Consider the following 24947-nt stretch of genomic DNA (forward strand, 5'->3'; position numbering starts at 1 on the left):
TATGCAAGCCCAGTTAATGAAACTAGCCATTGAGACCTACAAAATTACCTTGATGATTTCTTTACCCGTTTTGTTAGTGGGTCTAGTGGTGGGGCTACTTGTAAGCATTTTTCAAGCCACCACCCAGATTAATGAGATGACTCTTTCTTTCGTGCCTAAGATTTTAGCCGTGATTGCCGTGATTATTTTAACAATGCCTTGGATGTTAAACATGCTCTTAGACTACACCTCCACCCTTTTTAAACTCATTCCTAAAATTATTTCTTAAAATTTTCCCATGGAAGTGATAGATTTTTCCCGGTATTCTAGTGTCAAGATCGGGAGTAAGGTTAAAGTGAGGGTGATTAGGCAATGTGGGGATTATGCGGGCTTATTCATCATAGGTTTAGCCAATAATCTTTTAGTCTCCTCTAAGGCTAAAGATTTGGCTATGTTAGATACCTGCTTTGATTACATTATAGATTGTGGTTCTTATATAGAAGTGGGCGCACGCACTAGCGCGCAAAAACTCTTTGGTTATTTTAGAGATCATAATTTATATGGGCTAGAATTTTTAGGGGCATTGCCCGGTAGCGTGGGGGGGCTTGTTAAGATGAATGCGGGCATGAAAACTTATGAATTTAAAGATATTTTATTAGAGGCTAATATTAATGGTAAGTGGTTAGGGGTAGAAGAACTGCATTTGACCTATCGTTCTAGCCAGATTGTAGGTGTTATTTTTAAAGTGCGCTTGAAAAAGATCCCGGGTTTTCGTATAGAAGTGCTTAAAGCGTGCATGATCATGCGTAAAAACCACCCTAAAAAGCCTAGTTTTGGGAGTTGTTTTAAAAACCCACCCGGAGATTTTGCGGGGCGATTACTAGAAATGGCTGGGTTAAGAGGTTTTAATTTAGAGCATGTGGGTTTTGCAAACACCCATGCTAACTTTTTAATTAATCTAGGGGGCGCTCACTTTGAGGAAGCCATAAAACTCATTACCTTAGCCAAAGAGCGCGTTTTAAACGCCTTTGGCATCACCTTAGAAGAAGAAGTGTGTATAGTAGGTCTTTAAAATTACCTCTAATTAAGTGTTTCTAATTCCTCAGGCGATAAATCTTGATAAAAACGCTCCAAATGAAAGTCAACGCCTAAATATTGCGTAATTTCTTGAGAGTCCACTAACGCATTTTCTAAACAGCTGGTTGCGCCCGGGGAGGGAGTCATGTTAAAAGTAATGCCCTGATGAGTCATCACCTTTTTTTCGCCTAATTCTAATTTTTTCTTGGTGCGATCCAACACCTGAGGGCGTACTTCACCAAATCCATGTGCATAATGCAAATCGCTTAAAGACAAAGAAGGGATGATCTTACGCGCGTCGTTTAAGAATTTGCGTTTACCGATGTAGGGGATTTCAAAAACCATGTTTTTAAACACATAATTTCTAATATCTTTTTCAGAGAAAAGATCAAAAACAATGCCCAAAACATCTTTATTACAATCCATTTTAAAAAGCTCCCAACTAATTCCCCCAAAGAGACATTTATTGCGCTCTAACTTAGGCATAGCTAAAGCGGTGGGCCCAATGCGGGTTTTTCCTTTAATCACCACATCTGGATCGCCATGCAAAGCAGCAAAGGGGAGTTTAGGGTTTTGCACGGTATAAACCTTACCGCGTAGTAAATCAGGCACAAAGTAAAAACTCCCCGCCACAGGTAAACAACCCAAATCTAAACCATAACCCATAGACTGGGCTAATGGCAAAGAGTAAGAGCCGGCATTGACGAGTACAAATTTAGCATAGACTTCATCAGATTCATGGGAAATAAGCGCCCAATCGCCTAAGCGTTTTTCAATTTTTTTAACCTTGAAGTTAAAGAATACATGGTTTTGAGGCTTAATTTGCATGGCCTCCTCCACAAAGTTTTGGCTTAAAAGAGCAAAATTCATCGCACACCAATCTTTTTCAAACCCACTTCCCACCACATTTTCGGGGCGATCTAGGCCATGATCTTCAACAATCACCTTAGGTTCAATTTCTTTAATTTTAGCCTTATCAAAAAAAGTTAGTCCGGGATAAATTTCTTGGAATTCTTCATGCCGCTTAGCAATAAAGGCACATTCTTTATCGCCCACTCCAATGGCCATTTTCTGTGTTTCAAAGATCACCTTATTTTGCAGCTCTTTATTGAGCGCATAATAGCGCACTTTATAAGCGGCTAATTTAACCTTGCGCGCCTTTTGTGCTGTGTAGTTGGTTTCAATAGAGCCATCATGGATGGTTTGTGAGTTGGCTTTAGCATTAGAGCTAACTTTAGCCAACGCTCCATTTCTTTCTACAATCGCAATTCTTTTAAGATCGGTGTATTGACTTAACACCCAAAAGGCCGCACACCCAGAAACACCACCCCCCACAATCACCACATCAAACTCATTATTCATCGCTTTCCCTTTTACGCAGAATGGCGGATTTTAGCATGTTTTATACCCAAACAATTTAACCATTAGAGACTTTGGGGTGTATCGGGTAAATTAATAGCATAGTTGTATAAATCTGACATGCCCCGTATGCGATCAATGAGTAAATTTGAATGGGCTAATAACCCTTGGTGTTCTTTACCCAATTTAAGGGTTGTGATCACCGCTTTACCAATATTATAGGTGTGTTTTTTAGATAGCCTAGAGACAGAGATAGCCCACACATTATGCGCAACAATGGCTCTTCTGTGGCGTACGCCTAAATAAAGCATGATATGCCCCTTGAGCCAAAGAATGGTAGCAAAGGGGGTTGCATGTTTGATAATATAGGCTTCTTTACTTCTTGCTTTCATATGGCTTAAATCCACCATATTATTTGCATAACGCACCTGAGCAAGGGAATTTCTAGGTAATAAAATACCAAAATTAGCAAAACTATCTCTCATAAAAGCTGAACAATCGCGGTTTTGATTGGCTCCCCCCCAGCCATATTTTTGGCCTAGCATGGTATCAATCACAGCTGCCATCACTCTAGTATTAAGAGGTCTGGGGAAAGTTGTGAATTTTTTAGAGTCCATGTAAGTGGGGATAAGTTTAACAAATCCGTTTGTATCTTTAGCGTAGGTATAAACCCGTGTAAGCATATGGGGTACTTGGGCAAAAATTTCGCCCATGTGTGCATAGCTTACAAAATGTCTATAAGAATCGTATAAGGGGATTTTATCTTGGGTGGGAGTGAGGTAGTTTTTAAAGTTTAAAATTTCTTTGATTGTATTAGGAGTGATGCGGGCTAGATTTTCTACTTTGACCCACCCATAAACAAAACTGCTTTGGATATGTGCGTAGGTTTTAGTGGTGTTGTAATGGGTGATAAGCACCGGCGTACCCGCAAAGATCATGGAATTTTGCCAGCGATCAAAGGGATAATCATCTTTGCTACGGTAATAAGCCATATCTGTAGGCACAGCGCGTACAGAACTATCAGTAACCACAATGGCCTTAATTGCAACGCTAGGATAATGGGCAGTATCCATACTCTTGAAAAGATCTTGCAGGGTTTTTAAATCATAAGGATCTCCTCCCTCTTTATATCCTATTGTATTTAAAGTATCTTGCATCCAAAAAACTTCTTTTTGATCTTGCATGATGGCCATATCCACCCAAGGGGAATACCATTGTTTTAGATAAAGACTTTTAAGTTTTTTTCTAGATGGAGAGGGTAGCGTGTGCTTGGGTAAATAATAAGTGGCCTTTTGGGGGAGTTTAAGCAGATCAAGCAGGGGCTTTTCTTTGGCAGACACGCCCACACATAGCGCTAAAACAAGAAGGATTATTCTAAGCATGGTAGCTAGAAAGCAAGGTTTTTACGCCTAGATCAATCATTTTATAGACCTCTTCTAAATCCTTCTCTTGGGTAAAAGTATAGGGGTCTGGAATATCCACACCACCTAGCCCAAAATCCCCCAGTTTATAGACATGTGAGTGAACAATGTGGAGATCACTTAGGGCTTTAATATTACTAGTATCCATGACAATGATCCAATCATAAGAATTAGCTAGACTTTGCGTGATAGGCTTACTTTTAAAATGGGCGATGTTTATTCCGTGTTTTTGAGCAAGTTTAATAATGGGTGGGTGGGGCGACTGCCCTTGATGAAAAGAGGAGATGCCCGCAGCATCTACTTTTAAATCCAAGCCCTTAACCTTGATAATATGCGTAGCAATGCCCAGAGCCAGCATGGAGCGGCAAATATTGCCCAAGCATAAAAATAAAAGACTCTGGGGCGGGGCTATCATCAAATGCGCAAATAACTTCTAAGCAAACGGCCATACTGAGGACTGCGCAATTTCTTAATCGCGCTGCTTTCAATTTGGCGTACCCGCTCTCTGGTTACATTGAGCTCTTTACCAATTTCCTCTAAAGTGCGATCGCTCTCATCTTCTAACAAACCAAAACGCATGCGAATCACTGACTTTTCGCGTTCATTGAGTTGATCAAGCACGCCATCAATTTGGGCTTTCAGATCTTCGCGCATGATGTGCTCCATAGAACCAACCACATTTTTATCCTCCACAAAATCCCCAAACTTGCCATCATCATCATTACCCACCGGCGATTCTAAACTAATGGGCTCTTTAGTGATTTTAATCACATTTCTCACTTTATCCAAAGGCAAACCCACTTCTTTAGCCACTAAATCCAAATCTGGCTCTTTGCCATTTTCTTGCATGTATTTGCGCATGACTTTATTAATGCGGTTGATAGTGTCTATCATATGGATAGGGATACGGATTGTACGGGCTTGATCGGCAATTGCGCGGCTAATAGCTTGTTTGATCCACCAAGTGGCATAAGTAGAAAACTTGTAGTTTTTCTCATGCTCAAACTTATCTACGGCTTTCATCAGGCCAATATTGCCCTCTTGAATGAGATCTAAAAAGGGTAGCCCGCGTGAAGTGTAGCGTTTAGCAATGCTCACCACCAAGCGCAAATTAGAGCGCGCCATTTTATTTTTAGCCCTATCTGAAATCAATTTACCCCGTTTGATTTGGCTTAAAATCTCTTTTAATTTACTAGGTTCTAAATTAAACCCGTCCTTGCTAGCTTCTTTAGTTTGGAAAAGCTTTTTAATCTCCATATAAACGCCAATCATAGTCGCCTCTGGCATCATCGCAATGATCTCCTCACGGCTCATTGTGGTGATATTTTTGAGGATATTTTTATGGTTTTCAATCAAGCTTTCATTAAATAAAGAGAGCTTATATTCTAGCCGTTTTAATTCCTTTTCAAAACCATCATCGTTTTTAAGCGAGGTTTCCATAGCCTTAACTAGCTCATTGATAAGCTTGCTAGTGGGCCCTAAATCATAAAGCTTTTCTTTAAGAACGCGGCATTTATAAGCTAGAGTTAAGGCATGCAAAAGCGGATCTTCTTGTTCCTCTACGGGTGTGTTTAAAAGTTTAAGCCATTCTTTTTTAGCCTTGTTTAAAGCTTTAAAACTTTCAAGCACTTCTTCTACCCGCTTTTTATCCTTATCAGAAGAGTTTCTTTTAATCTCTGGTGTGTCCTCTTCCTCACTATCCTCTATTTCAACATCTTCATCTTTCTTAGCCATGCTCCCTTCATTATCAAAATTTCTAAATAGCTCTTTTACGCGCCTTTCGCGGTTGATTAAAGCCTCTTTGTAGTTATAGATAAAGTCAATCAAATAGGGCACAGAACAAATGGCATCTAAAATAATATTTTCGCCTAGCTTAATTTGCTTGCTTAAATACACCTCTTCCTCTTTGCTTAGAAGTGGGATTTCACCCATTTCGCGCAAATACATGCGCACAGGGCTATCACTTCTTGACCACTCTGGTAGTTCCTTTTCTTTGATAAAATCTAAGTTTTCCTCTATATCGTATTCCAAGACTTTAGATTTCTTGCGCAAATTTTTATGTTCAAGAGAGGATAAGGAAGTGTGAGCGTACTCAGAGGAGTGGACAAGGGTTTTATGATACTTAGCCACTAGCTCCTTAATTTTTTTGAGCTGAGAGGTAGTGGGGATTTTTTGGATCACATCAATAATGCGTTCATAAGAGACGGTAGAATGGGGTTCTTGGAAAAGTTTTTCTAATTTCTCTTGGGGAGAATTCTGTTTATTAGAGATGTTATTTTTAGTTGCTTTATTAGGGTTTTTGTTTTCCATTTTGGGTATCCTTGAATGTGTTTGCCAAGTTCCTAGTAGGAACCAACTTTGACTAGAAAGAAAAGCTTATTTTATTAAAATCTAACTTATAAAAGAATTAAAAGTATAAAAGAGTGGTGTGCTATAATGGGAACATCTATTAAGTGAGGTGTGTATGTTTGGGATGGGATTTTTTGAGTTGGTGGTGATCGTGGTGGTGGCCATTATCTTTTTAGGGCCTGAAAAATTTCCTCAAGCCATGCTAGACATGGCTAGGTTTTTTAGAGCGGTTAAAAAGGCCCTTAATGAAGCCAAAGAAACCCTAGATAAAGAAATCCACATTGAAGAACTCAAACAAGAATCACTGGAGTATAAAAAGCGCTTTGAGGAAAGCGCTAAACCTCTTATCAATCTCAAACAAGAGCTAGAGGAGGTAAAAGAACTCAAAGAAGTTCAGGATTTTAAAAGCACCCTTACAAGCATTGCTACACAAAATCCATTAGACTCTTTATCTCAAGAAGTAGAGGTAGATGAAAAACCTAAAGTTAGTCTAGAAAAACCCCCTGTAAGTAAGTCCCATGCTTGAGGATCTCAAACCCCACCTAGAGGATCTGCGTAAGCGTTTATTGATCTCTATTGTTGTATTAATTGTGGCATTTGCTCTGTGTTTTCATTTTTGGCAAATTATTTTTGAATGGATCAAGACTTCTTATCAAGGTAAATTAATCCAAATCTCACCCATTGAAGGCATTATGGTGGCTATCAAGGTGAGTTTTTTTGCGGCCTTAACGGTGTCTATGCCTGTTATCTTTTGGCAAATGTGGCTTTTTATAGCTCCCGGGCTTTATAAGAATGAAAAAAAGATGGTACTACCCTTTGTATTTTTTGGGAGCGTGATGTTTGTCGCTGGGGCGTGTTTTTCTTATTATGTGGTTTTTCCCTTTGTAATTCACTATCTAGCCACCTTTGGAAGTGCCATGTTTGAGGCCAATATTTCAGCTTCTAGTTATGTGAGTTTTTTTATGCAACTGATCTTAGGCTTTGGTATCGCGTTTGAATTACCTGTATTAGTCTTTTTTCTAGCCAAAATAGGTTTGATCACTGATGAAAGCCTTAAGGGGTTTTTTAAGTACGCCATTGTGCTTATCTTTGCTATAGCTGCCATTATCACGCCCCCAGATGTGATGAGTCAAATTTTAATGGCTCTGCCTCTCATGGGTCTTTATGGTTTTTCTATCTTAATTGCTAAATGGGTTAATCCTGCCTCCAAAGAAGAAGAAAATGAGCATTCCTAAAGAGTTTCTGCGCGCTAGTTATACCTATCATCTGCCAAAGCATCTTATCGCCTCACACCCAATTAAACCCAAAGAGGAGGCAAAGCTTATGGTCTATGAGCGCACTCAAGATCGCCTCACCCATACCACCTTTGCGCATCTCTTTGAATTTTTCCCTCAAGATGCGTTAGTTGTTTTAAATGATACTAAAGTGATTAAGGCTAGATTATTTGGGCGCAAAAAGAGCGGTCATTTAGTAGAAATTTTAATCCACTACCCCAAAGATGCTTGTTGTTTAGTACAAATCCGGGGCAAGGTACATGTAGGCTTAGTTTTGCAATTAGATCATGGATATTTTTGCCAAGTACTAGAGGTACTTCCAAATGGCATGCGTTTGGTGGGCTTTTTTAAAGAATCCGGGCATTTTTTAGAGTGGGCAGAAGTTTTAGAAATGCTAGAAATCTTAGGGCATATGCCCATTCCCCCTTATCTTAAACGCGCCGATGAAATTAAAGATTTACAGGACTATCAAAGCGTTTTTGCTAAAAATTTAGGGGCTATTGCTGCACCTACGGCGTCTTTACATTTTTCAGAAAGCACTAAGGCGTATTTACTCTCCCACTTTAAGCACGCCTTTTTAACTTTACATGTAGGCGCGGGCACTTTTTTAGGGGTGGAATGTGAGGATATTAGAGAACATGGCATGCATTCTGAATTTGTAGACATTCCTCTAATCACGCAGCAAGCTCTAGATGATGCCCCTTATATTTTATGTATCGGTACAACGACTTTAAGAGCAGTAGAACACTATAAAAGGGGTTTTAAAACGCCTCATTGTGATTTATTCTTGCATGCGGGTAATCCAGTTAAACATGTACAGGCCTTATTAACTAATTTTCATTTGCCCCAATCTAGCTTAATCATGCTAGTAGCCTCCATGTTAGGGCTAGATAAATGTTTAGAACTCTACAAACAGGCAATTAAACACCACTATCGCTTTTACTCCTATGGCGATGGAATGTTGATTTTATGAAACCCACACTAAAGCGCTTTGCGACTTTGCTTTTAGAGTGGAATTGTATACACAATCTAAGCGGAGCTAAGAGTTTAGAGGATATAAAAACACATATTGATGATAGCATTCGGGTTTTAGATTTTATTAAACCCTTTGATACATGTTTAGATATTGGTAGCGGTGCGGGGTTTCCAGCTTTGCCTTTAAGTGTATTTTGCCCCCATGCGCGCTTTATTCTAGTAGAACCTAATATCAAAAAAAGCGCCTTTTTACACCATGTAAAAAACACACTTGCCTTAGATAATTTACAGATTAAACGCGTCCGGATTCAAACACTTAACCCTTTAGAAATTGAAAGAGTAGATTTAATCACCTCTAGGGCTCTAATGCCTACTCAAGATTTACTAGCCTTAGGCATGCCTTTTTTAAAATCCGGTGGGTATTTTTTATTTTATAAGGGTAGCCAACTAGCTAGTGAGATCACCTATAACCCGCATGAATGCTTTGTATATGGCAAACGGGTTTATTTTTACCATAAAGGAAAGCCATGTTGAAATTCTTGCTACTACTCGCCATTGTAGGCGGGGTTGTTTGGTTTTTGCGATCTAAAAAACCCAAAGAAAATAACTCCCAGCAAGTTGAAAATCTTTTAGAATGCGCTCACTGTAAAACCTATATCTCTAGCCGTGAGGCTTTATTTAGCAATGGGCGCGCGTATTGTAGCCAAAGTTGTTTACAAAGAGAGATTTAATGTTAGTTTTTGGCCACCCCAAAATCCCATGCCCGCAGTTTATACAGGTAGAACAAGTAGAGCAAATCGCTAAGATTAGTGCTAAACACTGCATTTATTTTAAAGCCTCCAGCTTGTATGCCTTTGATTTGGCAAATCACTGCACCAAGCAGCAGGTAAAATATGCGGTGGGTATAGAAAATCTTAAAGAATTTGTATGGATGGTAAATTTCAAACCAGCCTATTTAGTGGTTTATAAGAAGCCGGAAAACTACCAAAGCTTAGCAGATGACTATTTATTAGACGCGCGGATTTTATGGGTGATTGATCATGAGGAACAGGTACTTGAGGCGCTTAAAATGAAAATAGATGGGGTGATCTTTAGCCAAATCTTATCATTTAACCCCATAGTTAGCCAAGATATGCTAGAGTGATCGCTTTTTGGAGAGATGTCCGAGCGGTTGAAGGAGCACGCCTGGAACGCGTGTAAGGTGCAAGCCTTCAAGGGTTCGAATCCCTTTCTCTCCGCCATTTCAATCTATTTTCTCCGCTTTTCTTGTTTATTATATTGATAAGACTAAATCACAATAAATAATATTATCTTTGGTAACAATAATACCAATGTTTGTTAGTCAAAAAAGACTAGAATACGCCCCGTTGGTGGTTTACGCCGTCCAATAAATATTTTATATAGAGGAGTTTAGGATGAAACTAACACCTAAAGAGCTGGACAAGTTGATGCTCCACTATGCGGGCGAATTGGCTAAAAAACGCAAAGAAAAAGGCATTAAATTAAACTACACAGAAGCGGTAGCATTAATTAGTGCCCATGTAATGGAGGAAGCCCGCGCAGGTAAAAAAAGCGTGGCAGATTTGATGCAAGAAGGTAGGAATTTGCTTAAAGCAGATGATGTAATGCCCGGTGTTGCCCATATGATTCATGAGGTGGGCATTGAAGCAAATTTTCCCGATGGAACTAAACTTGTTACCATCCACACTCCTGTAGAAGCCGGAAGCGATAAACTCCACCCCGGGGAAGTGATCTTGAAAAACGAAGACATCACTTTGAATGCTGGTAAAGAAGCTATCGAACTCAAAGTGAAAAACAAAGGCGATCGCCCTGTACAAGTAGGCTCTCACTTCCATTTCTTTGAAGTCAATAAACTGCTAGACTTTGATCGCGAAAAAGCTTATGGCAAACGACTTGACATCGCCTCTGGTACAGCTGTGCGCTTTGAACCTGGCGAAGAAAAAACCGTGCATTTGATTGATGTAGGCGGCAATAAACGCATCTATGGCTTTAACGCTCTTGTAGACAGACAAGCCGATTGCGATGGCAAAAAACTAGCCCTCAAACGCGCAAAAGCAAAACATTTTGGCACTGTTAACTGCGGTTGCGATCACGAAAATAAATAAGGAAAGGACAAGCGATGAAAAAAATCTCTAGAAAAGAATATGTTTCTATGTATGGCCCCACTACAGGCGATAAAGTCAGACTAGGCGATACAGATCTGATTTTAGAAGTAGAATGTGATTGCACCACTTATGGCGAAGAAATTAAATTTGGGGGCGGGAAAACTATCCGTGATGGGATGGGCCAAACCAACAGCCCCAGCAGCCATGAGTTAGATTTAGTGATTACTAACGCCCTAATTGTAGACTACACCGGGATTTATAAAGCTGACATTGGCATTAAAGATGGCAAAATCCATGGCATTGGTAAAGCCGGCAATAAAGACATTCAAGACGGCGTTTGCGATCGCCTTTGTGTGGGCCCTGCTACAGAAGCACTAGCTGGTGAGGGTTTAATTGTTACAGCCGGCGGGATTGATACCCACATTCACTTTATTTCTCCACAACAAATCCCCACCGCTTTTGCTAGCGGCATTACAACCATGCTTGGAGGCGGAACAGGCCCTGCTGATGGTACTAATGCGACAACTATCACTCCAGGCCACTGGAATTTAAAAGAAATGCTCCGCGCTTCTGAAGAATACGCCATGAATTTAGGCTACATGGGTAAAGGTAATGTTTCTTATGAACCCTCTTTAGTTGAACAACTTGAAGCTGGCGCTATTGGCTTTAAAATCCATGAAGACTGGGGCAGCACACCTTCAGCTATCCACCATGCTCTTAAAATTGCTGATGAGTATGATGTACAAGTGGCTATCCACACCGATACTCTTAATGAAGCTGGTTGTGTAGAAGACACTTTAGAAGCCATTGCAGGCCGCACTATCCACACTTTCCACACAGAAGGCGCAGGCGGTGGGCACGCTCCAGATGTGATTAAAATGGCTGGAGCTTATAATGTTCTACCTGCCTCTACTAACCCCACTATCCCCTTTACCAAAAATACCGAAGCCGAACACATGGATATGTTAATGGTTTGCCACCACTTGGATAAAAACATTAAAGAGGATGTGGAATTTGCTGACTCTAGGATTCGCCCCCAAACTATCGCCGCAGAAGATAAACTCCATGACATGGGCATTTTCTCCATTACAAGCTCTGACTCTCAAGCTATGGGGCGTGTGGGTGAAGTGATTACCCGCACTTGGCAAACTGCGGATAAAAACAAAAAAGAATTTGGTCGCTTGAAGGAAGAAACAGGCGATAACGACAATTTCCGCATCAAACGATACATCTCCAAATACACCATTAACCCCGCTATCGCGCATGGTATTTCTGAATATGTGGGTTCTGTAGAAGTGGGCAAATTTGCAGATTTGGTACTTTGGAGTCCTGCTTTCTTTGGCATTAAACCTAACATGATTATCAAAGGCGGCATGATCGCACTCTCTCAAATGGGTGATGCCAACGCTTCTATTCCTACTCCCCAACCCGTTTACTACCGCGAAATGTTTGGCCACCACGGTAAAGCCAAATTTGATACCAACATCACTTTTGTGTCTCAAGTGGCTTATGAAAACGGCATTAAACATGAACTTGGCTTACAAAGAAAAGTATTGCCTGTGAAAAACTGCCGCAATATCACTAAAAAAGACCTCAAATTCAATGATGTAACCGCTCACATTGAGGTCAATCCTGAAACCTACAAAGTCAAAGTAGACGGGCAGGAAGTTACTTCTAAAGCTGCTGATAAAATTAGCTTAGCTCAACTCTACAACTTGTTCTAGTTTCTTGGTTTTTTAGTCCCCGTAAGAAGGGGGCTTTTGTGCCCAACTCTTGCGTTTAAATGGGGTTTAAAAACCCTGTGTTTTGTGCTAACTTAAAAGGGTGGGGGGTTTACTTTCTTAGTTTATAATGGGAGTTACAGAGGATTCTTCCGTTTTAAACGGCAAAATCTCTAGTTTGTTCAAAGGATAGGAATGCTAGGACTTGTGTTATTGTATGTTGCGATCGTTTTGATCAGCAATGGTGTGTGCGGGCTTACTGGCGTGGATCCCAAAAGTAAAGCCGTCATGAACTACTTTGTAGGTGGGATCTCTATTGTTTGTAATATAGTGGCTATTGTTTATTCCACTTTCCACTCCGCTCCACTTGTAGCCGGACCAGAAGATATACAACAAGTATCACAGCACTTAATTAACTTCTATGGTCCTGCTACTGGTTTGTTATTCGGTGTTACTTACTTGTATGCAGCCATTAACAATACCTTTAATTTAGACTGGCGTCCTTATGGGTGGTACTGCTTGTTTGTAACCATCAATACAATTCCTGCCGCCATTCTATCCCACTATTCTGATGCGCTTGAAGCCCACCGCTTTTTAGGCATTACTGAGGGTGATTGGTGGGCCTTTATCTGGTTGGCTTGGGGTGTGCTCTGGTTAACTGGTTGGATTGAGGAAGTGGCTAAAATTAAATTGGGTAATTTTGTCCCTTGGCTTGCTATCATTGAGGGGATTATAACCGCTTGGCTTCCTGCTTGGCTTCTCTTTATTGAGCACTGGGTATAAGAAGGCTAGCTTTGCTAGTAGAAACCATTTTAGGCAATATCCATAAGAGAGATTGCTCTAAAGGGCTGGATTTTGTGGATCTAGAATGGTTTGATAGCCAAAAACGCATGGGGCGCTTTATCTCAAGGGGAGGGGTGGAAGTGGTGATGAAACTTAATAACCCTTCTAAAGCGGGTTTGTACGATGGGGATATTTTATTTGAAGACACCTATAAGATTATCGCCATTAACATTCTCCCCACAGAGGTACTTTGCGCCTACGCTTCTAATACGGATGAAGTGGCTAGAATTTGCTATGAAGTGGGTAACCGCCACGCTTCTCTTTATTATGGGGATCAACCTTTGAGTTTTAAAACTCCATTTGAAAAGCCCATGCAAGTACTATTTGAAAAATTGGGTGTTAAACATGGCGTTTTAAAAAGCAAATTAGATGCCTCTAAACGCATTTCTGTAAGTACTCCCCATGCTAATCCCTTAGATATTAAACCTATGAAGTTTATAAACAGCGCAGATTTGCAAATTGTGATCAAAAAATAGGACAGCCATGCACGCGGATTTTTTATTGCTCCAGATCAATGATGCCATGTTTCCCATTGGCAGTTACACCCACTCTTTCGGGCTAGAAACCTATATCCAACAAAAAGAAGTTAAAGACAAACAGAGCGCGCTTGCTTATTTACAGGCTAATCTCTCTACCCAATTTTTATACACCGAACTTTTAAGCCTCAAACTAGTTTATACGCATGCCAAAGAAGGAGAACAGCATACAGAACCCCATTTAGGGCATATTTTAGATATTGAGGAGCGCGTGTGCTTAGCCACACCTCCCTTAGAATTGCGCCAAGCCAACCAAAAACTAGGTAGCCGCTTTTTAAAAACGCTTTTGGTTTTAGATTTGCCCTTTAGCCCCTTTTTTAAAGCCTATGCTAAAGCCACTACAACCCCCACGCATGCTAGCAGTTACGGGGTTTTTTGTGCTTCTATGGGATTTGATTTAGAAGTTAGTTTAAAACATTATCTTTACGCCCAAAGTTCTAACATGGTGATTAATTGCGTTAAAACCATTCCCTTAGCCCAAAACGACGGCCAACGCATTTTACTTGCCTTGCAAGAGAGCTTTAAAGATATTTTAAATACTTTGCAATCTTTAGATATTTCACATCTATGCGCGGCTAGTGTTCTTAATGATATTAGAGCCATGCAACATGAAGATTTATACTCTAGACTTTATATGTCTTAATCTCTACATTTCAAAGGAATAACATGGTTAAAATTGGTGTTTGTGGGCCTGTGGGTAGTGGGAAAACAGCCTTAATTGAGGCGCTTACCCGCGCGATGAGTACAGATTATAGTATCGGGGTGGTTACTAATGATATTTATACCAAAGAGGATGCTGAATTTTTATGTAAAAATTCGGTCATGCCAAGAGAGCGCATTATCGGGGTAGAGACCGGAGGTTGCCCACACACCGCTATTAGAGAAGATGCCTCCATGAATTTAGAAGCAGTAGAGGAGTTGCATCATAAATTCCCGGATATTCAATTGATGTTTATTGAAAGCGGAGGGGATAATCTTTCTACCACCTTTAACCCCGAACTAGCAGACTTTACAATCTTTGTTATTGATGTGGCTGAGGGGGATAAAATCCCAAGAAAAGGCGGGCCGGGCATTACGCGATCTGATCTACTCATCATTAATAAAATTGATCTAGCGCCCTATGTAGGGGCTGATTTGGGTGTGATGGATCGCGACTCTAAAAAAATGCGCGGAGAAAAACCTTTTTTATTTACCAATATCCGCAATAAAGAGGGCTTAGATCGCGTCATAGGCTGGATTAAAAAATACGCGCTTTTAGAAGATTAAAATGGAGCAAATAAGCAGTTATCCACAAGAATCAAAACTCTATCTGAAAACCAAGATAGGGCAGAATGGCCGTTGTATCATTGAGGATAATTATTTCACCCCCCCCTTTAAGCTCATGCCTCCCTTTTATGAGGGAAATCGCGCAGAAATTATACTTATTGCGGTGAGTCCGGGAATGCTTAAGGGGGATGCGCATGATATTAAAATAGAGGTAGGCGAGCACTGCCAACTTAAGCTCTCTAGCCAAAGCTTTGAAAAAATCCAAGATACAGAAGATGGCTATGCAAGCCGTTATACCCAAATCCAAGTAAAGCCCCATGCCTTTTTAGATTTCTCTCCCCTACCTCTTATTCCTTTCAAAAACGCGCATTTTCAAAACCACAGCTCTATTATCTTGCACCCTGACTCACAACTGCTTTATAGCGAAATCATCACCGCCGGGCGCATCGCCCATGGCGAAACTTTTGCCTTCAAACGCCTACACTCTACGCTTAATATCTCTTATCAAGAAAATAGCACTACAAGACCTCTTTTTTTAGATAATACCCTGTTAGAGCCCGCGTACATGGATTTAAAAAACCCTTGCATGTTTGGAGGCTTTACCCATTATCTTAATGCCATTCTTTTTACCAAAAGCCTGTCCCTAGAAGATATCAAAACACTCATTGAGCAATCTAAGCTTAATGCGGGGGTGAGTACACTACCTGTAAGACTACCAGAAGGCTATACCAGCCTCTGTATCAAAGCCCTAGCCTGTGGCTCAGAACCCTTATTAAACCTGCGTAAGGCAATATCCCAACTGCTTTTAGTGAATTAAACCAACGGGTTATTTTGTTGGTAAGCAAAATTGCGCGTCCCATTCTGGGAATGTGCTACAAAATTTGCTAGTGTCTAAGCGTTTGTCTTTATCAGCAACATTATAAACACCGCTTTTATCACTTTTTACTGCTAGAAATGCGGCAAACACGGCAGCATCAACATGGAGGGAGGGGGCAAATTCTACAGGCGCTTTGTAGCCAGAGTCTGCGCCATAAAGCCAGCCATTGCGCAAGATAATGGCCGTATCAAACTTGCCATTAAGCACTTGTTGTTCAAGGCTATAAACAGCTTGAGCCGTTTGGCCATAAACCGGATCATTAAAATCAAGCAATGGGGATTCTTCTGTGTGGGGTTGGTTACTTGGAGCATAGACAAAAGCAATACTTTGTGCGATAAATTTTTTGGCGTTGGCTTTTTCTGCTGCACGCACGAGATTGCGCGTACCCTCATCACGGATACGGGCGTTGCGCACTAAAGCCTCTGGCATTTTATCAGCAGGCAAGCCATCTGGCAGGTCTGTAAGTTGGTGGATAACAATCTCAGGCTGTATTGCCATAATAGCCTGCTCTAGTGTGTCTATATCAAATACATCTACAACAACAGGTTTTACACCAATGCCAACAAGGCTATCAACTTTTGTAGTTAAACGGGTTGTGCCAAATACGGGATAGCCAGCCTCCACTAACATTTTTGCCAACGGATAACCAATAACACCGCTTGCACCTGCTAAAAAAATAGTCTTGTCTGAAAACTCTTTTTTCCGGAACATAGCAAACCTTTAGTGTTTGATATACTCCTCGCGCTCTTAAGCTAGAGGATTGAGCGACAAATTTAGCATGCGCCTTAAACCCGCTTAACTTAAACTTGCGGGCTTATAGCGTAGTTTGTAACTTCTCTAGTTGAGTCTTAAACTTTAAGCTTTTCTAAATACTCCCCAGTTTGGGTATTAACTTTAATGACTTCCCCCTCTAACACATGAAAGGGTACTTGCACCACTGCCCCGGTTTCTAGAGTTGCGGGTTTTTTGCTTGCGCTGGAGGTATCCCCTCTAAAATTAGGCGGAGTTTGCGTGATTTTCAACGCCACCACCTGAGCCACTTCTACCGAAATAGCCTTTTCATTATGAAAAAGCACATCTACCTGCGAACCTTCTAACATCCACTTAGGCGCTTCACCCACTTGATCGCTACTTAACCCAATCTGCTCATAACTTTCTGTATCCATGAACTGATAAGCCGACCCGTCAAAATAGAGAAACTGCATGGGTTTTTGCAATAAATTAGGCTCTTCGCATTTATCCCCCGCGTGGAAAGTTTTTTCTATCACTTTGCCATCTAAAAAAGATTTAATTTTAGCCCGTACAAAGGCCGCTCCCTTGCCCGGTTTGACATGTTGGTACTCTACAATGCGATAAGGCACGCCTTGTATCTCAATTTTTAGATTTTTTTTAAGTTCACCCATTCCAATGGCCATGCATTCTCCTTAAATTTTATGCGCACTACCTAAAATCTGCATGCGCTCCACAATCACAGCTTTTACCGCTTCAATCCCCGGATTAAAATACTTGCGTAAATCAAACTCGCTAGGGTTTTCCTGCGCCATTTTGCGCACCTGAGCGATGAAGGCTATGCGCAAATCTGTATCAATGTTAACTTTATTCACTCCGCCTTGAATAGCCTCCTTAATAAAGCTAAAGGGCACACCCTTACTCCCCTTTAAATCCCCACCAGTAGCTAAAAAAGCCTGCCTTACACCCTCAGGAATAGAACTTGCCCCGTGTAGCACAAGCGGGATATTGGTGCGCTTTTTGACCTCTACTAGCCGATCAAAATCCAATTTAGGCTCGCCTTTGAATTTAAACGCCCCATGGCTAGTGCCAATGGCTGGAGCTAAATAATCCACATGGCTTTTTTGGACAAATTCTTCGGCCTCATTGGGGTTAACTAACACCGCTTCTTTTTCATCTACTGAAATATTATCCTCTATGCCCATTAAACGGCCTAATTCTGCTTCTACGCTTACCCCATGCGCGTGGGCGTATTCTACAACCTGTGTGGTGAGTTCTAAATTTTCTTTAAAAGGGTGGTGGGAGGCATCAATCATAACAGAGGTAAAGCCCGCATCTACTGCCTTTTTACAGCTCTCAAAGCTAGTTCCATGATCTAAATGCAAAGCCACAGGGATTTGCGGGTAGCGTTTAGACATGGTGTGTACTAGACTTAAAACCATGTCTATTCCTAAATACTTGATCGCCCCCTCGCTAGCCTGCACGATCAAAGGCGATTGAGCGCTATTGGCTGCCTCAAAAATAGCCCGTAACATCTCTACATTGACAAAATTAAACGCCCCTACTCCATAGCCTTCTTTATGGGCTTTGCTAAGAATTTCACTTCCCTTCACTAGCATTTAAAATCCCTCTTAATCTTGGACAATATTAATCCGCACATTTTTACGCAATTTTTCTAATTCCCCTTTGACATATTCTTGGAATTGGTGTTCTTTAAGAATGCCGATAATGGTTTGTCTAGCCTGTTCAAAGGTAGGCGTTTTGGGCTCGTTTTTACTCATCAGATAGATAACATGGTAGCCAAACTCTGTTTTGACGGGGATTTTGGTGTAGCTACCGGGTTTGAGAGCAAAAACAGCATTAGAAAACTCAGGCGCCATTTGGTTTTTTTGGAATTTACCTAAATCCCCCCCATTTTTGGAGTTTTTCGTATTAGGATCAATAGATTCGCGGTTAGCAATTTCAATAAACTCTTTTTCTATACGGGTTTTAGGGGTTTTATTAAGCTCAGAGATCACCCGTTTAGCATCGGCCTCTGTTTTGACAAGAATATGTCTTGCTTGGGCTTCTTGTTGGACAAATTGCGCCTTATTGGCTTGGTAATATTTCCTGAGTTGATCTTCTGGAATATCCTCTTTGCCAATTGCCTCCGCCTGATGTTTAGCCCAAATTTCTACAAGGAGCTGTTTTTTATAGCCAGCCATTCTTTTAGCAAATTCTGCTGTATCATCTAATTTTTCTTTTTTAGCTTCTCTTTCAATCAATAGATTATTAATTGCTTGTTCAAGCAAGGCTTTTTTTTGTTCGGGTTTAAGTTTATTGAAGTCAAAATTTGGGTTGCGTTGTTTGATCACATCAAAATCATTTTCTGTAATGCTCACCACATCGGGTTTTTCAGGCCTACTATGTCTTCCATGTCTGCCTTTCTTTTTAGTTGTTTGTGTATCCGGGAAAGTTACCGTGGCTAAAGTTTTAGCCCCAACAATCCCTACACTAAGAATACCCGTTAATACAAAACCCACAAAGCTTTTTTTAACCATAAAGTTCTCCAAAGTATTGTAAAATGAGACCTCGCATGTGCAAGGTATGAAGAGGGCATTCTAGCATGCTAAACTTAATAAAAGCCATGTAATTAAAGAAAGAGGAAGTATGAACACACCACTACAAACGATTAAACAAAGCTGGAAAGATTTTTTAAGCTGGAAGATGTTGGCCCTTAATTTAGGCCCTGTTGTACTTGGTCTACTCTTTTGGGGTATTTTGCTCTTTTATTTTGGGGGAAACTTGGTACGCATCTTAGAGGGTTTTTTGCCCACTAGTTGGTATCAATACGCCCACACCAGTGGTTTACTACCCGCCTTGTTCTTGCTTGCTTTTAAACTTTTTGCCTATGTTTTACTCGTGCTTTTAGTGCTGGTTTTAAGTTTAGTGGGTAATCTTTTTATCTCTCTTTTTTATACCCCCCTTGTAATTGCCTCTTTACACAAACGCTATTACAGCGATCTAGCCTTAGAAAATTTTGGGGATTTGAGCCGCAATATCCAGCATTTTTTAAAACAGCTAGCTTATTTATGTTTGTTTTTGGTGGTGTGCATTCCGCTTTATTTTATCCCTTTTATTGGGGTGTTTATCTCGCTTATCCCCCACTACTTCTTTTTTAAAAATACCCTACTTTTTGATGTGGGAAGCTCTATTTACAACGAACGAACCTACCAAAAAATCCTCATAGACTACAAGGTGATTAACCACAAGATCGCCATTGCAGCCTACCTTTTCTCTCTTATCCCTGTTTTTAATTTCTTTGCTACTTTGCTCCAAACCATCATTCTAGCCCGCCACTTTTTAGAAATTAAGGCTCATAAAGCTTAGCTAAAAAACTTGGCTAGCCCCCAGCCTAAGGCCACGCATAAAAAGCCTAAAAGGTTACTCCCTAAAACATACACAAGAGCTTCTAAAAGAGCCTGTTTTTGCAACAATTTAAGCGTGTCTAGCCCAAAGGAGGAGAAAGTCGTAAAACCCCCTAAAACACCGGTAATTAAAAGCGCGCTCATTTTATCACCAAGCAAAGATTTAGCGGCTAAATGCCCTAAAAAGCCAATCACAAAACAACCGATGAGATTGACGCTAAAAGTGCCAAGAGGGAAACTCTCCCAGATTAAAAAACGCGTAGGCATCATTTTACCCACAAAGTAGCGCAAAGAAGCACCAATAGCCCCGCCTAAAGCAACCCAAAAAACCAGCATTTAAACTCCTTGTTTTTTTAATCTTAATACAAAATCAGAGGGTTTTAGCCAATGTAATACAATCCTGCAAGCGGGGTTTTGGGCTTACAAGGGCGTGGATATTTGGCCCAAAAGTTTTAAAGGTACTCTCTCCTAAGGCAATAGCAGTATAGGAATGATCCCAGCTAAAGCAATGACAAAAGATTTTATAGGCACTAGGCGCGCTAAAGATCAGCACAGAATGAGGCTTTGGTTTATCTGTGAGTTTAAGGGGTTTGTTTTCATAGACAATTAAAGAGGGCAAATGATTAAAAACAGAAGAGGCCACCTCTTTAGCGCGTACAAAAAGGGTATTTTTGGGGAGGGTGATTTCTTGAGCCAAATCTTTAGCATGGCCACCTTGACCCACAAACGCCACGCAAAAGCCTAAATCTTTGGCAACTTGAGCGCTTTTTTCTGCTAAGACAAAAACAGGGAGAGTTTTTAGAAAATCAAGTGCTTTTGTTTCTAAAGAATGTGTGAGAGCTAGGGGGGCGTGTTTGGAGGTAAAAAGCAAAGCCTGCATATTTTGAATAAAAAGAGGCGGGCTAAGAGCAGAGCTTAAAAAACCCTCTTTGTAGACAAGAGGCAAGTAAATAATTTCACTACAAATTAAATTAGAGATAGCCACATCGCCTACATAGGGGGTTATTCCCACCACTACAATAGGGCGCATTAGCCCTCCACCACCTCCAAGCCAAAAGCCTTAAAATCCTCAAAATTAGCCTTAAGAAAATAAATATTTTCTACCCCCGCGCTGTGTAATAGATCTGCATATCTTGCAGCCGTGTTTCCATGCCAGCATTGCAATAAAATTTTTGTCTTTGGGGAGGAGAGGGCAAAATCTTTAATGGCCTCTAAATCCTCTAAATTTTTGGCCTCTTTGAGGTGTGCCTCTTGGTAAGATTTTGCATCGCGGATGTCTAAAATGCAATAATCCTTAGGGTTAAAATCTTGCAAATCCACGCAGTAGTTAGCCTCTTTTATCATAATTTTCCTTATTTAGTGAAGTGGCGCGCATTGTAGCATAAAAGGGTTTTATTCTACCGGCTAAAATAGGATTTTTGCCAAAAAATTATCCAAATTGAGAATGTTAGCACACCCATAGATGAGAGCCAAAGTGTGCTAAAAGTGGTAAAATATTTTCCCATATCAAAATAAAGGTTAACCATGCAAGAGAACTACGCTAAATTTTATGAAGAAGCCCAACAATTCTTAGGCGATCGAATCTATAAAGACTATCTGCGCCGCCTAGTTTATGGCACAGATGCCTCATGTTATCACTACATCCCCCAGATAGTGATTAAAGCCCTTAATGAAACAGAGATCATTAAGATTTATGCTTTGGCTCAAAAATATAAAACCCCTCTTACTTTCAGAGCAGCGGGTAGCTCTTTATCAGGGCAAAGTTGTTCTGAGGGAGTGTTAGTAATGGCTAGTTTAGGCTGGCAAGAAATTAAGCCAAATGGTGAGAGTATCCGTTTGGGTTGTGGCGTGATTGGTGCACAAGCTAACTATGCGCTTAAACAAAGCCAGCAAAAAATCGGACCCGATCCAGCCACGATTGCTACAGCGATGATAGGGGGGATTTTAGCCAATAATGCTAGCGGTATGTGTTGTGGGGTTAAACAGAATAGCTATCAAACCCTTAAATCTATCCGTGTGATTTTAAGCGATGGCACGCTTTTAGACACTTCTGATAGCGCTAGTGTAGAAAATTTTAGAAAAAGCCATGCCAAACTCTTAGAAGGTCTTTTAAATTTGCGCCAAGAAATTTTAGACGATGCAGAATTGCACGCTTTAATCCACAAAAAATACCAAATTAAAAACACCACCGGTTATGGCCTTAACTCTTTGATTGATTTTGAAGACCCCATTGATATTTTAAGCCATTTATTCATTGGATCGGAGGGGACTTTAGGCTTTATTGCCTCTTGTGAACTTGTTTGTGTACCGGATTTACCCTATAAAACTTGTTTGTTACTCTTTTATGAAACTTTAGGATTAGCTATAGATGGGGTGCGCATTCTAGCACAAAATGCGGATAAAATCAGCTCAGCTGAGGTGATGGATTTTGCGTGTTTAGCTTGTGTACAAGGGCATGAGGGCATGCCAGAAGTGCTCCAAGAAATTAAACCCGGCTATGCCTGTATTTTGGTGCAATTAGAGCACAAAGACCCTAAAATTTTAAACAAAAACACCAAAGCCACCCTCAAGGCACTAGCTAGCGCCCCTACGATTTTACCCATAGCCCAAAGTTCTGATGAGAGCGAATATAGCAAGTGGTGGAAAATCCGTAAAAGTATGTTCCCGATTGTAACAGGTAGACGGCGCGTGGGGGCAAGTGTGATCACTGAAGATCTATGTTTTACAATGGATAATATCAAAGAAGGAATTGCCTCTTTAGAGCAACTTTTAGAAAAGCATGGTTTTAAAGATAATGGCGTGATTTTTGGGCATGCTTTAAGTGGCAATGTACACTTCGTCATCACCCCGCTTTTATCAGAAGAATCTGAAAGAGAACATTTTGAGGGCTTAGTATCAGACATGGCACATATGGTGGCCTCTTTACAAGGTTCGATCAAAGCCGAACATGGCACAGGGCGCATGGTTGCTCCCTTTGTAGAGCTTGAATGGGGCAAAAAGGCTTATAAGATTTGCCAACAAATTAAAGCCTTGTTTGATCCAGAAAAAATACTCAATCCAGATGTGATTCTCTCAGATGATCCACAAATCCATACCAAAAATTTAAAGTTAAGTACCCCCATTGCTCCGGAATTAGAACCTTGTATGGAATGTGGGTTTTGTGAGCGCATTTGTCCTAGCCGTTATCTTTCCCTCACCCCAAGACAGCGCATTGTATTACAAAGAGAAATTGTGCACTTACAAGAGCGCGTTAAAAACGGGCATGTATCCGATCAAGCCATGCTAAAAGAATTATTAGAAGGCTATGATTTTTTAAGCGATGAAACTTGCGCGGCTTGTCATATGTGTTCTACACTCTGCCCACTGGGCATTGATAGCGCCACTATCGCACTTAAAAGCCGCCAAAGAGTTAAAGCACCTAGTTTAGCTAAGGTTATTTTAGAGCATATGGATACAACCGTAAATGCGCTTAAAGTGGGGCTTAGTGCGGCTAAAATGGGTCAAGTTGTTTTAGGCTCTACTAATTTGCAAAAACTAGCTTTAAAAGCCCATGCCAAACTAGGCACGCCAGCGGTTTCAAAATACATGCCACAGAAAAACACCTATAAACTACATGACAAACCGGCTAAAAAGAATGTGCTTTATTTTTCTACCTGTATTAACCGCGCCTTCGCGCCCTCTGCTTTCATGCCTGATAAACGCAGTTTACAAGAAGTCTTTGAATCGCTATGTACTAAGGCGGGTTATGGCGTGATCTATCCTCAAGAGTTGCCCAAATTTTGTTGTGGCAAAGCTTTTATCAACTATCAGGATTTAAGCATACAAAACCAAGCCAAAAACGCCCACTTATTACACACTCTCTCCAGAAGCGGAGAAGTCCCCATTGTGCTTGATCACAGCGCATGTAGTGCTTATCTGATTGAAAGTTTTAAGGATCAAGGTCTTTTAATTTATGATATGCCTATTTTTATTAAAGAGGTTTTACTCCCTTCTTTAAAAATACAGCCCTTAGAGGAGAATGTGGCGCTTTATACTATGTGTTCTGCTAAGAGACTGGGCTATCAAGAACCGATGCGATCTTTAGCGCGGGCGTGTTCACGGGGTGAGATTATTGAGCATGTAGATACAGGTTGTTGTGGCTTTGCGGGTGATAAGGGCTTTTTAACCCCTGAACTCAACGATCACGCTTTGATAGACTTAGTTCGCTTTTATGAGGATAAGAGTGTTAAACGGGGCTTTTGTAGTTCAAGTACCTGTGAAGTGGGCTTAAGCCAACATGCCAAAATTCCCTTCCAACACATCGCGTACTTGGTAGATGCTTGTGCGCAATCCTGAGCATTTAGCCATTATTATGGATGGTAATGGGAGGTGGGCTAAACAACAGGGTAAGCCTCGTACCTATGGCCACAGAAAAGGCGTGGGGGTTTTGCGCAATATCACTATCTGGTGTGCACAAAACCAAATTCGCTATCTCACCCTGTATGCTTTTTCTACAGAAAATTGGAGTCGCCCCCAAACGGAAGTGGATTTTTTAATGGGTATTCTTAAAAAGTATCTGAAAGAAGAACGCGCCACCTATTTAGAAAATAATATCCGCTTTAAAGTCATTGGCGATTTGAAGAAATTTAGCCCCTCTTTGCAAAAGACAATTTTAAATTTAGAACAAGAGACGACGCATAATAATGCGTTGACTCAAGTTTTAGCGCTTAATTATGGTAGCCGTGATGAGATTGCCCGGGCATGCATTAATCTAATTAAAAAAGGAGCAAAGGGGGATATGCAACATCTAATCGCACAACATTTAGATACGGCTGGTTTACCCGATGTGGATTTATTGGTACGCACTGGAGGGGAAATGCGCCTTTCTAACTTTTTATTGTGGCAATCTAGTTATGCGGAGCTTTTTTTTAGCCCGGTGCTATGGCCTGATTTTACGCCTGCGCATTTACAAGAGATCATTACTCTATTTAACCAGCGGCAACGCAAATTTGGTAGGGTGTGAGAAAGG

The 24947-nt window shown here is 40.7% G+C and carries 29 protein-coding genes and 1 tRNA gene; 19 read left to right on the forward strand and 11 right to left on the reverse strand.

Features of this window, described 5'->3' with window-relative positions:
* Position 1: 1 nt before the first annotated feature.
* Both fliQ and G6Q06_RS04220 read left to right on the forward strand, forming a co-directional pair.
* Positions 2 to 268 (forward strand): flagellar biosynthesis protein FliQ, encoded by a 267-nt coding sequence (gene fliQ / locus G6Q06_RS04215; protein WP_163533277.1) that lies wholly within the window; start codon positions 2 to 4, stop codon positions 266 to 268.
* A gap of 9 nt (positions 269 to 277) precedes the next feature.
* Positions 278 to 1051: a UDP-N-acetylmuramate dehydrogenase gene (locus G6Q06_RS04220; RefSeq protein WP_163565821.1), complete on the forward strand. Its 774-nt coding sequence runs from the start codon at positions 278 to 280 to the stop codon at positions 1049 to 1051.
* An 8-nt stretch (positions 1052 to 1059) separates the two neighbouring features.
* Here G6Q06_RS04220 and G6Q06_RS04225 read toward each other — a convergent pair whose 3' ends face one another.
* The 4 genes from G6Q06_RS04225 to rpoD all read right to left on the reverse strand — a co-directional run bounded on the left by G6Q06_RS04225 (position 1060) and on the right by rpoD (position 6146).
* The gene (locus G6Q06_RS04225) at positions 1060 to 2418 is read right to left on the reverse strand and encodes an FAD-dependent oxidoreductase (RefSeq protein WP_163565087.1); all 1359 of its coding nucleotides are present in this window, start codon (positions 2416 to 2418) and stop codon (positions 1060 to 1062) included.
* A 62-nt stretch (positions 2419 to 2480) separates the two neighbouring features.
* Entirely contained in the window at positions 2481 to 3797 is a 1317-nt protein-coding gene (locus G6Q06_RS04230) for an SH3 domain-containing C40 family peptidase (RefSeq protein WP_163565086.1), read from the reverse strand.
* On the reverse strand, positions 3790 to 4251 hold the full coding sequence (locus G6Q06_RS04235) for a low molecular weight protein-tyrosine-phosphatase (RefSeq protein WP_240329047.1): 462 nt from the start codon (positions 4249 to 4251) through the stop codon (positions 3790 to 3792). Before G6Q06_RS04235 ends, G6Q06_RS04230 begins: the two co-directional genes overlap by 8 nt.
* Positions 4251 to 6146 (reverse strand): RNA polymerase sigma factor RpoD, encoded by a 1896-nt coding sequence (gene rpoD / locus G6Q06_RS04240; RefSeq protein ID WP_205435862.1) that lies wholly within the window; start codon positions 6144 to 6146, stop codon positions 4251 to 4253. Before rpoD ends, G6Q06_RS04235 begins: the two co-directional genes overlap by 1 nt.
* Positions 6147 to 6300: 154 nt before the next feature.
* On the opposite strand from rpoD, the gene tatB reads away from it, so the two are divergent.
* The 14 genes from tatB to G6Q06_RS04310 all read left to right on the forward strand — a co-directional run bounded on the left by tatB (position 6301) and on the right by G6Q06_RS04310 (position 15743).
* A complete protein-coding gene (tatB, locus tag G6Q06_RS04245) occupies positions 6301 to 6711 on the forward strand; it encodes a Sec-independent protein translocase protein TatB (protein ID WP_163533281.1) in 411 nt (136 codons plus the stop codon).
* Complete coding sequence (tatC, locus tag G6Q06_RS04250) at positions 6704 to 7420, forward strand: twin-arginine translocase subunit TatC (protein WP_163565085.1); 717 nt, start codon at positions 6704 to 6706, stop codon at positions 7418 to 7420. The genes tatB and tatC overlap by 8 nt, the downstream gene beginning before the upstream one ends.
* Complete coding sequence (gene queA / locus G6Q06_RS04255) at positions 7407 to 8432, forward strand: tRNA preQ1(34) S-adenosylmethionine ribosyltransferase-isomerase QueA (protein ID WP_205435863.1); 1026 nt, start codon at positions 7407 to 7409, stop codon at positions 8430 to 8432. Before tatC ends, queA begins: the two co-directional genes overlap by 14 nt.
* The gene (gene rsmG / locus G6Q06_RS04260) at positions 8429 to 8968 is read left to right on the forward strand and encodes a 16S rRNA (guanine(527)-N(7))-methyltransferase RsmG (protein WP_163565084.1); all 540 of its coding nucleotides are present in this window, start codon (positions 8429 to 8431) and stop codon (positions 8966 to 8968) included. The genes queA and rsmG overlap by 4 nt, the downstream gene beginning before the upstream one ends.
* Complete coding sequence (locus tag G6Q06_RS04265; RefSeq protein WP_163565083.1) at positions 8962 to 9165, forward strand: PP0621 family protein; 204 nt, start codon at positions 8962 to 8964, stop codon at positions 9163 to 9165. The genes rsmG and G6Q06_RS04265 overlap by 7 nt, the downstream gene beginning before the upstream one ends.
* The gene (locus G6Q06_RS04270; RefSeq protein WP_240329046.1) at positions 9165 to 9578 is read left to right on the forward strand and encodes a hypothetical protein; all 414 of its coding nucleotides are present in this window, start codon (positions 9165 to 9167) and stop codon (positions 9576 to 9578) included. Before G6Q06_RS04265 ends, G6Q06_RS04270 begins: the two co-directional genes overlap by 1 nt.
* Positions 9579 to 9587: 9 nt before the next feature.
* Positions 9588 to 9675, forward strand: a tRNA-Ser gene (locus G6Q06_RS04275).
* A gap of 174 nt (positions 9676 to 9849) precedes the next feature.
* The gene (ureA, locus tag G6Q06_RS04280; protein WP_163533286.1) at positions 9850 to 10560 is read left to right on the forward strand and encodes an urease subunit alpha; all 711 of its coding nucleotides are present in this window, start codon (positions 9850 to 9852) and stop codon (positions 10558 to 10560) included.
* Between the two features lie 14 nt (positions 10561 to 10574).
* Positions 10575 to 12284, forward strand: a complete 1710-nt coding sequence (gene ureB, locus G6Q06_RS04285) for an urease subunit beta (protein ID WP_163533287.1) — start codon at positions 10575 to 10577, stop codon at positions 12282 to 12284.
* 192 nt (positions 12285 to 12476) lie between these two features.
* On the forward strand, positions 12477 to 13064 hold the full coding sequence (locus tag G6Q06_RS04290) for an AmiS/UreI family transporter (protein ID WP_163499020.1): 588 nt from the start codon (positions 12477 to 12479) through the stop codon (positions 13062 to 13064).
* An 11-nt stretch (positions 13065 to 13075) separates the two neighbouring features.
* Positions 13076 to 13600: an urease accessory protein UreE gene (locus G6Q06_RS04295; RefSeq protein WP_163565822.1), complete on the forward strand. Its 525-nt coding sequence runs from the start codon at positions 13076 to 13078 to the stop codon at positions 13598 to 13600.
* 7 nt (positions 13601 to 13607) lie between these two features.
* Positions 13608 to 14303, forward strand: coding sequence for an urease accessory protein UreF (locus G6Q06_RS04300; protein ID WP_163534312.1), 696 nt, complete (start codon positions 13608 to 13610; stop codon positions 14301 to 14303).
* Positions 14304 to 14326: 23 nt separating this feature from the next.
* The gene (ureG, locus tag G6Q06_RS04305) at positions 14327 to 14926 is read left to right on the forward strand and encodes an urease accessory protein UreG (RefSeq protein WP_006565067.1); all 600 of its coding nucleotides are present in this window, start codon (positions 14327 to 14329) and stop codon (positions 14924 to 14926) included.
* 1 nt (position 14927) lies between these two features.
* Positions 14928 to 15743 (forward strand): urease accessory protein UreD, encoded by an 816-nt coding sequence (locus G6Q06_RS04310; RefSeq protein ID WP_163565823.1) that lies wholly within the window; start codon positions 14928 to 14930, stop codon positions 15741 to 15743.
* A 9-nt stretch (positions 15744 to 15752) separates the two neighbouring features.
* Here G6Q06_RS04310 and G6Q06_RS04315 read toward each other — a convergent pair whose 3' ends face one another.
* From G6Q06_RS04315 to G6Q06_RS04330, 4 genes are all read right to left on the reverse strand, one after another.
* Positions 15753 to 16514 (reverse strand): NAD-dependent epimerase/dehydratase family protein, encoded by a 762-nt coding sequence (locus G6Q06_RS04315; RefSeq protein WP_163565824.1) that lies wholly within the window; start codon positions 16512 to 16514, stop codon positions 15753 to 15755.
* A 137-nt stretch (positions 16515 to 16651) separates the two neighbouring features.
* Positions 16652 to 17218: an elongation factor P gene (gene efp / locus G6Q06_RS04320; protein ID WP_163533292.1), complete on the reverse strand. Its 567-nt coding sequence runs from the start codon at positions 17216 to 17218 to the stop codon at positions 16652 to 16654.
* Positions 17219 to 17227: 9 nt separating this feature from the next.
* Positions 17228 to 18151, reverse strand: coding sequence for a class II fructose-bisphosphate aldolase (locus G6Q06_RS04325; RefSeq protein WP_163565825.1), 924 nt, complete (start codon positions 18149 to 18151; stop codon positions 17228 to 17230).
* Between the two features lie 12 nt (positions 18152 to 18163).
* Complete coding sequence (locus tag G6Q06_RS04330; protein ID WP_205426677.1) at positions 18164 to 19072, reverse strand: peptidylprolyl isomerase; 909 nt, start codon at positions 19070 to 19072, stop codon at positions 18164 to 18166.
* A gap of 109 nt (positions 19073 to 19181) precedes the next feature.
* On the opposite strand from G6Q06_RS04330, the gene G6Q06_RS04335 reads away from it, so the two are divergent.
* The gene (locus G6Q06_RS04335; RefSeq protein ID WP_163565826.1) at positions 19182 to 19901 is read left to right on the forward strand and encodes an EI24 domain-containing protein; all 720 of its coding nucleotides are present in this window, start codon (positions 19182 to 19184) and stop codon (positions 19899 to 19901) included.
* Here the strand turns inward: G6Q06_RS04335 and crcB are convergent.
* Genes crcB through G6Q06_RS04350 form a run of 3 tightly spaced genes read right to left on the reverse strand, consistent with a single transcriptional unit; the run spans position 19898 to position 21283 of the window.
* Positions 19898 to 20275: a fluoride efflux transporter CrcB gene (gene crcB, locus G6Q06_RS04340; protein WP_163533295.1), complete on the reverse strand. Its 378-nt coding sequence runs from the start codon at positions 20273 to 20275 to the stop codon at positions 19898 to 19900. The genes G6Q06_RS04335 and crcB overlap by 4 nt on opposite strands.
* A 34-nt stretch (positions 20276 to 20309) precedes the next feature.
* Positions 20310 to 20969 (reverse strand): uroporphyrinogen-III synthase, encoded by a 660-nt coding sequence (locus G6Q06_RS04345; RefSeq protein WP_163565827.1) that lies wholly within the window; start codon positions 20967 to 20969, stop codon positions 20310 to 20312.
* Positions 20969 to 21283 carry a rhodanese-like domain-containing protein gene (locus G6Q06_RS04350; RefSeq protein ID WP_231102802.1) on the reverse strand — a complete coding sequence of 105 codons (315 nt, stop codon included), beginning with the start codon at positions 21281 to 21283 and terminating at the stop codon, positions 20969 to 20971. Before G6Q06_RS04350 ends, G6Q06_RS04345 begins: the two co-directional genes overlap by 1 nt.
* A 180-nt stretch (positions 21284 to 21463) precedes the next feature.
* Between G6Q06_RS04350 and G6Q06_RS04355 the strand changes: the two genes are divergently transcribed.
* Both G6Q06_RS04355 and G6Q06_RS04360 read left to right on the forward strand, forming a co-directional pair.
* Positions 21464 to 24274, forward strand: coding sequence for an FAD-binding and (Fe-S)-binding domain-containing protein (locus tag G6Q06_RS04355; protein WP_163565828.1), 2811 nt, complete (start codon positions 21464 to 21466; stop codon positions 24272 to 24274).
* Positions 24255 to 24941 carry a di-trans,poly-cis-decaprenylcistransferase gene (locus G6Q06_RS04360; RefSeq protein WP_163533298.1) on the forward strand — a complete coding sequence of 229 codons (687 nt, stop codon included), beginning with the start codon at positions 24255 to 24257 and terminating at the stop codon, positions 24939 to 24941. The genes G6Q06_RS04355 and G6Q06_RS04360 overlap by 20 nt, the downstream gene beginning before the upstream one ends.
* Positions 24942 to 24947 lie beyond the last annotated feature (6 nt).

It is taken from the genome of Helicobacter suis (genome assembly GCF_902196135.1).
GTDB lineage: Bacteria > Campylobacterota > Campylobacteria > Campylobacterales > Helicobacteraceae > Helicobacter > Helicobacter suis_A.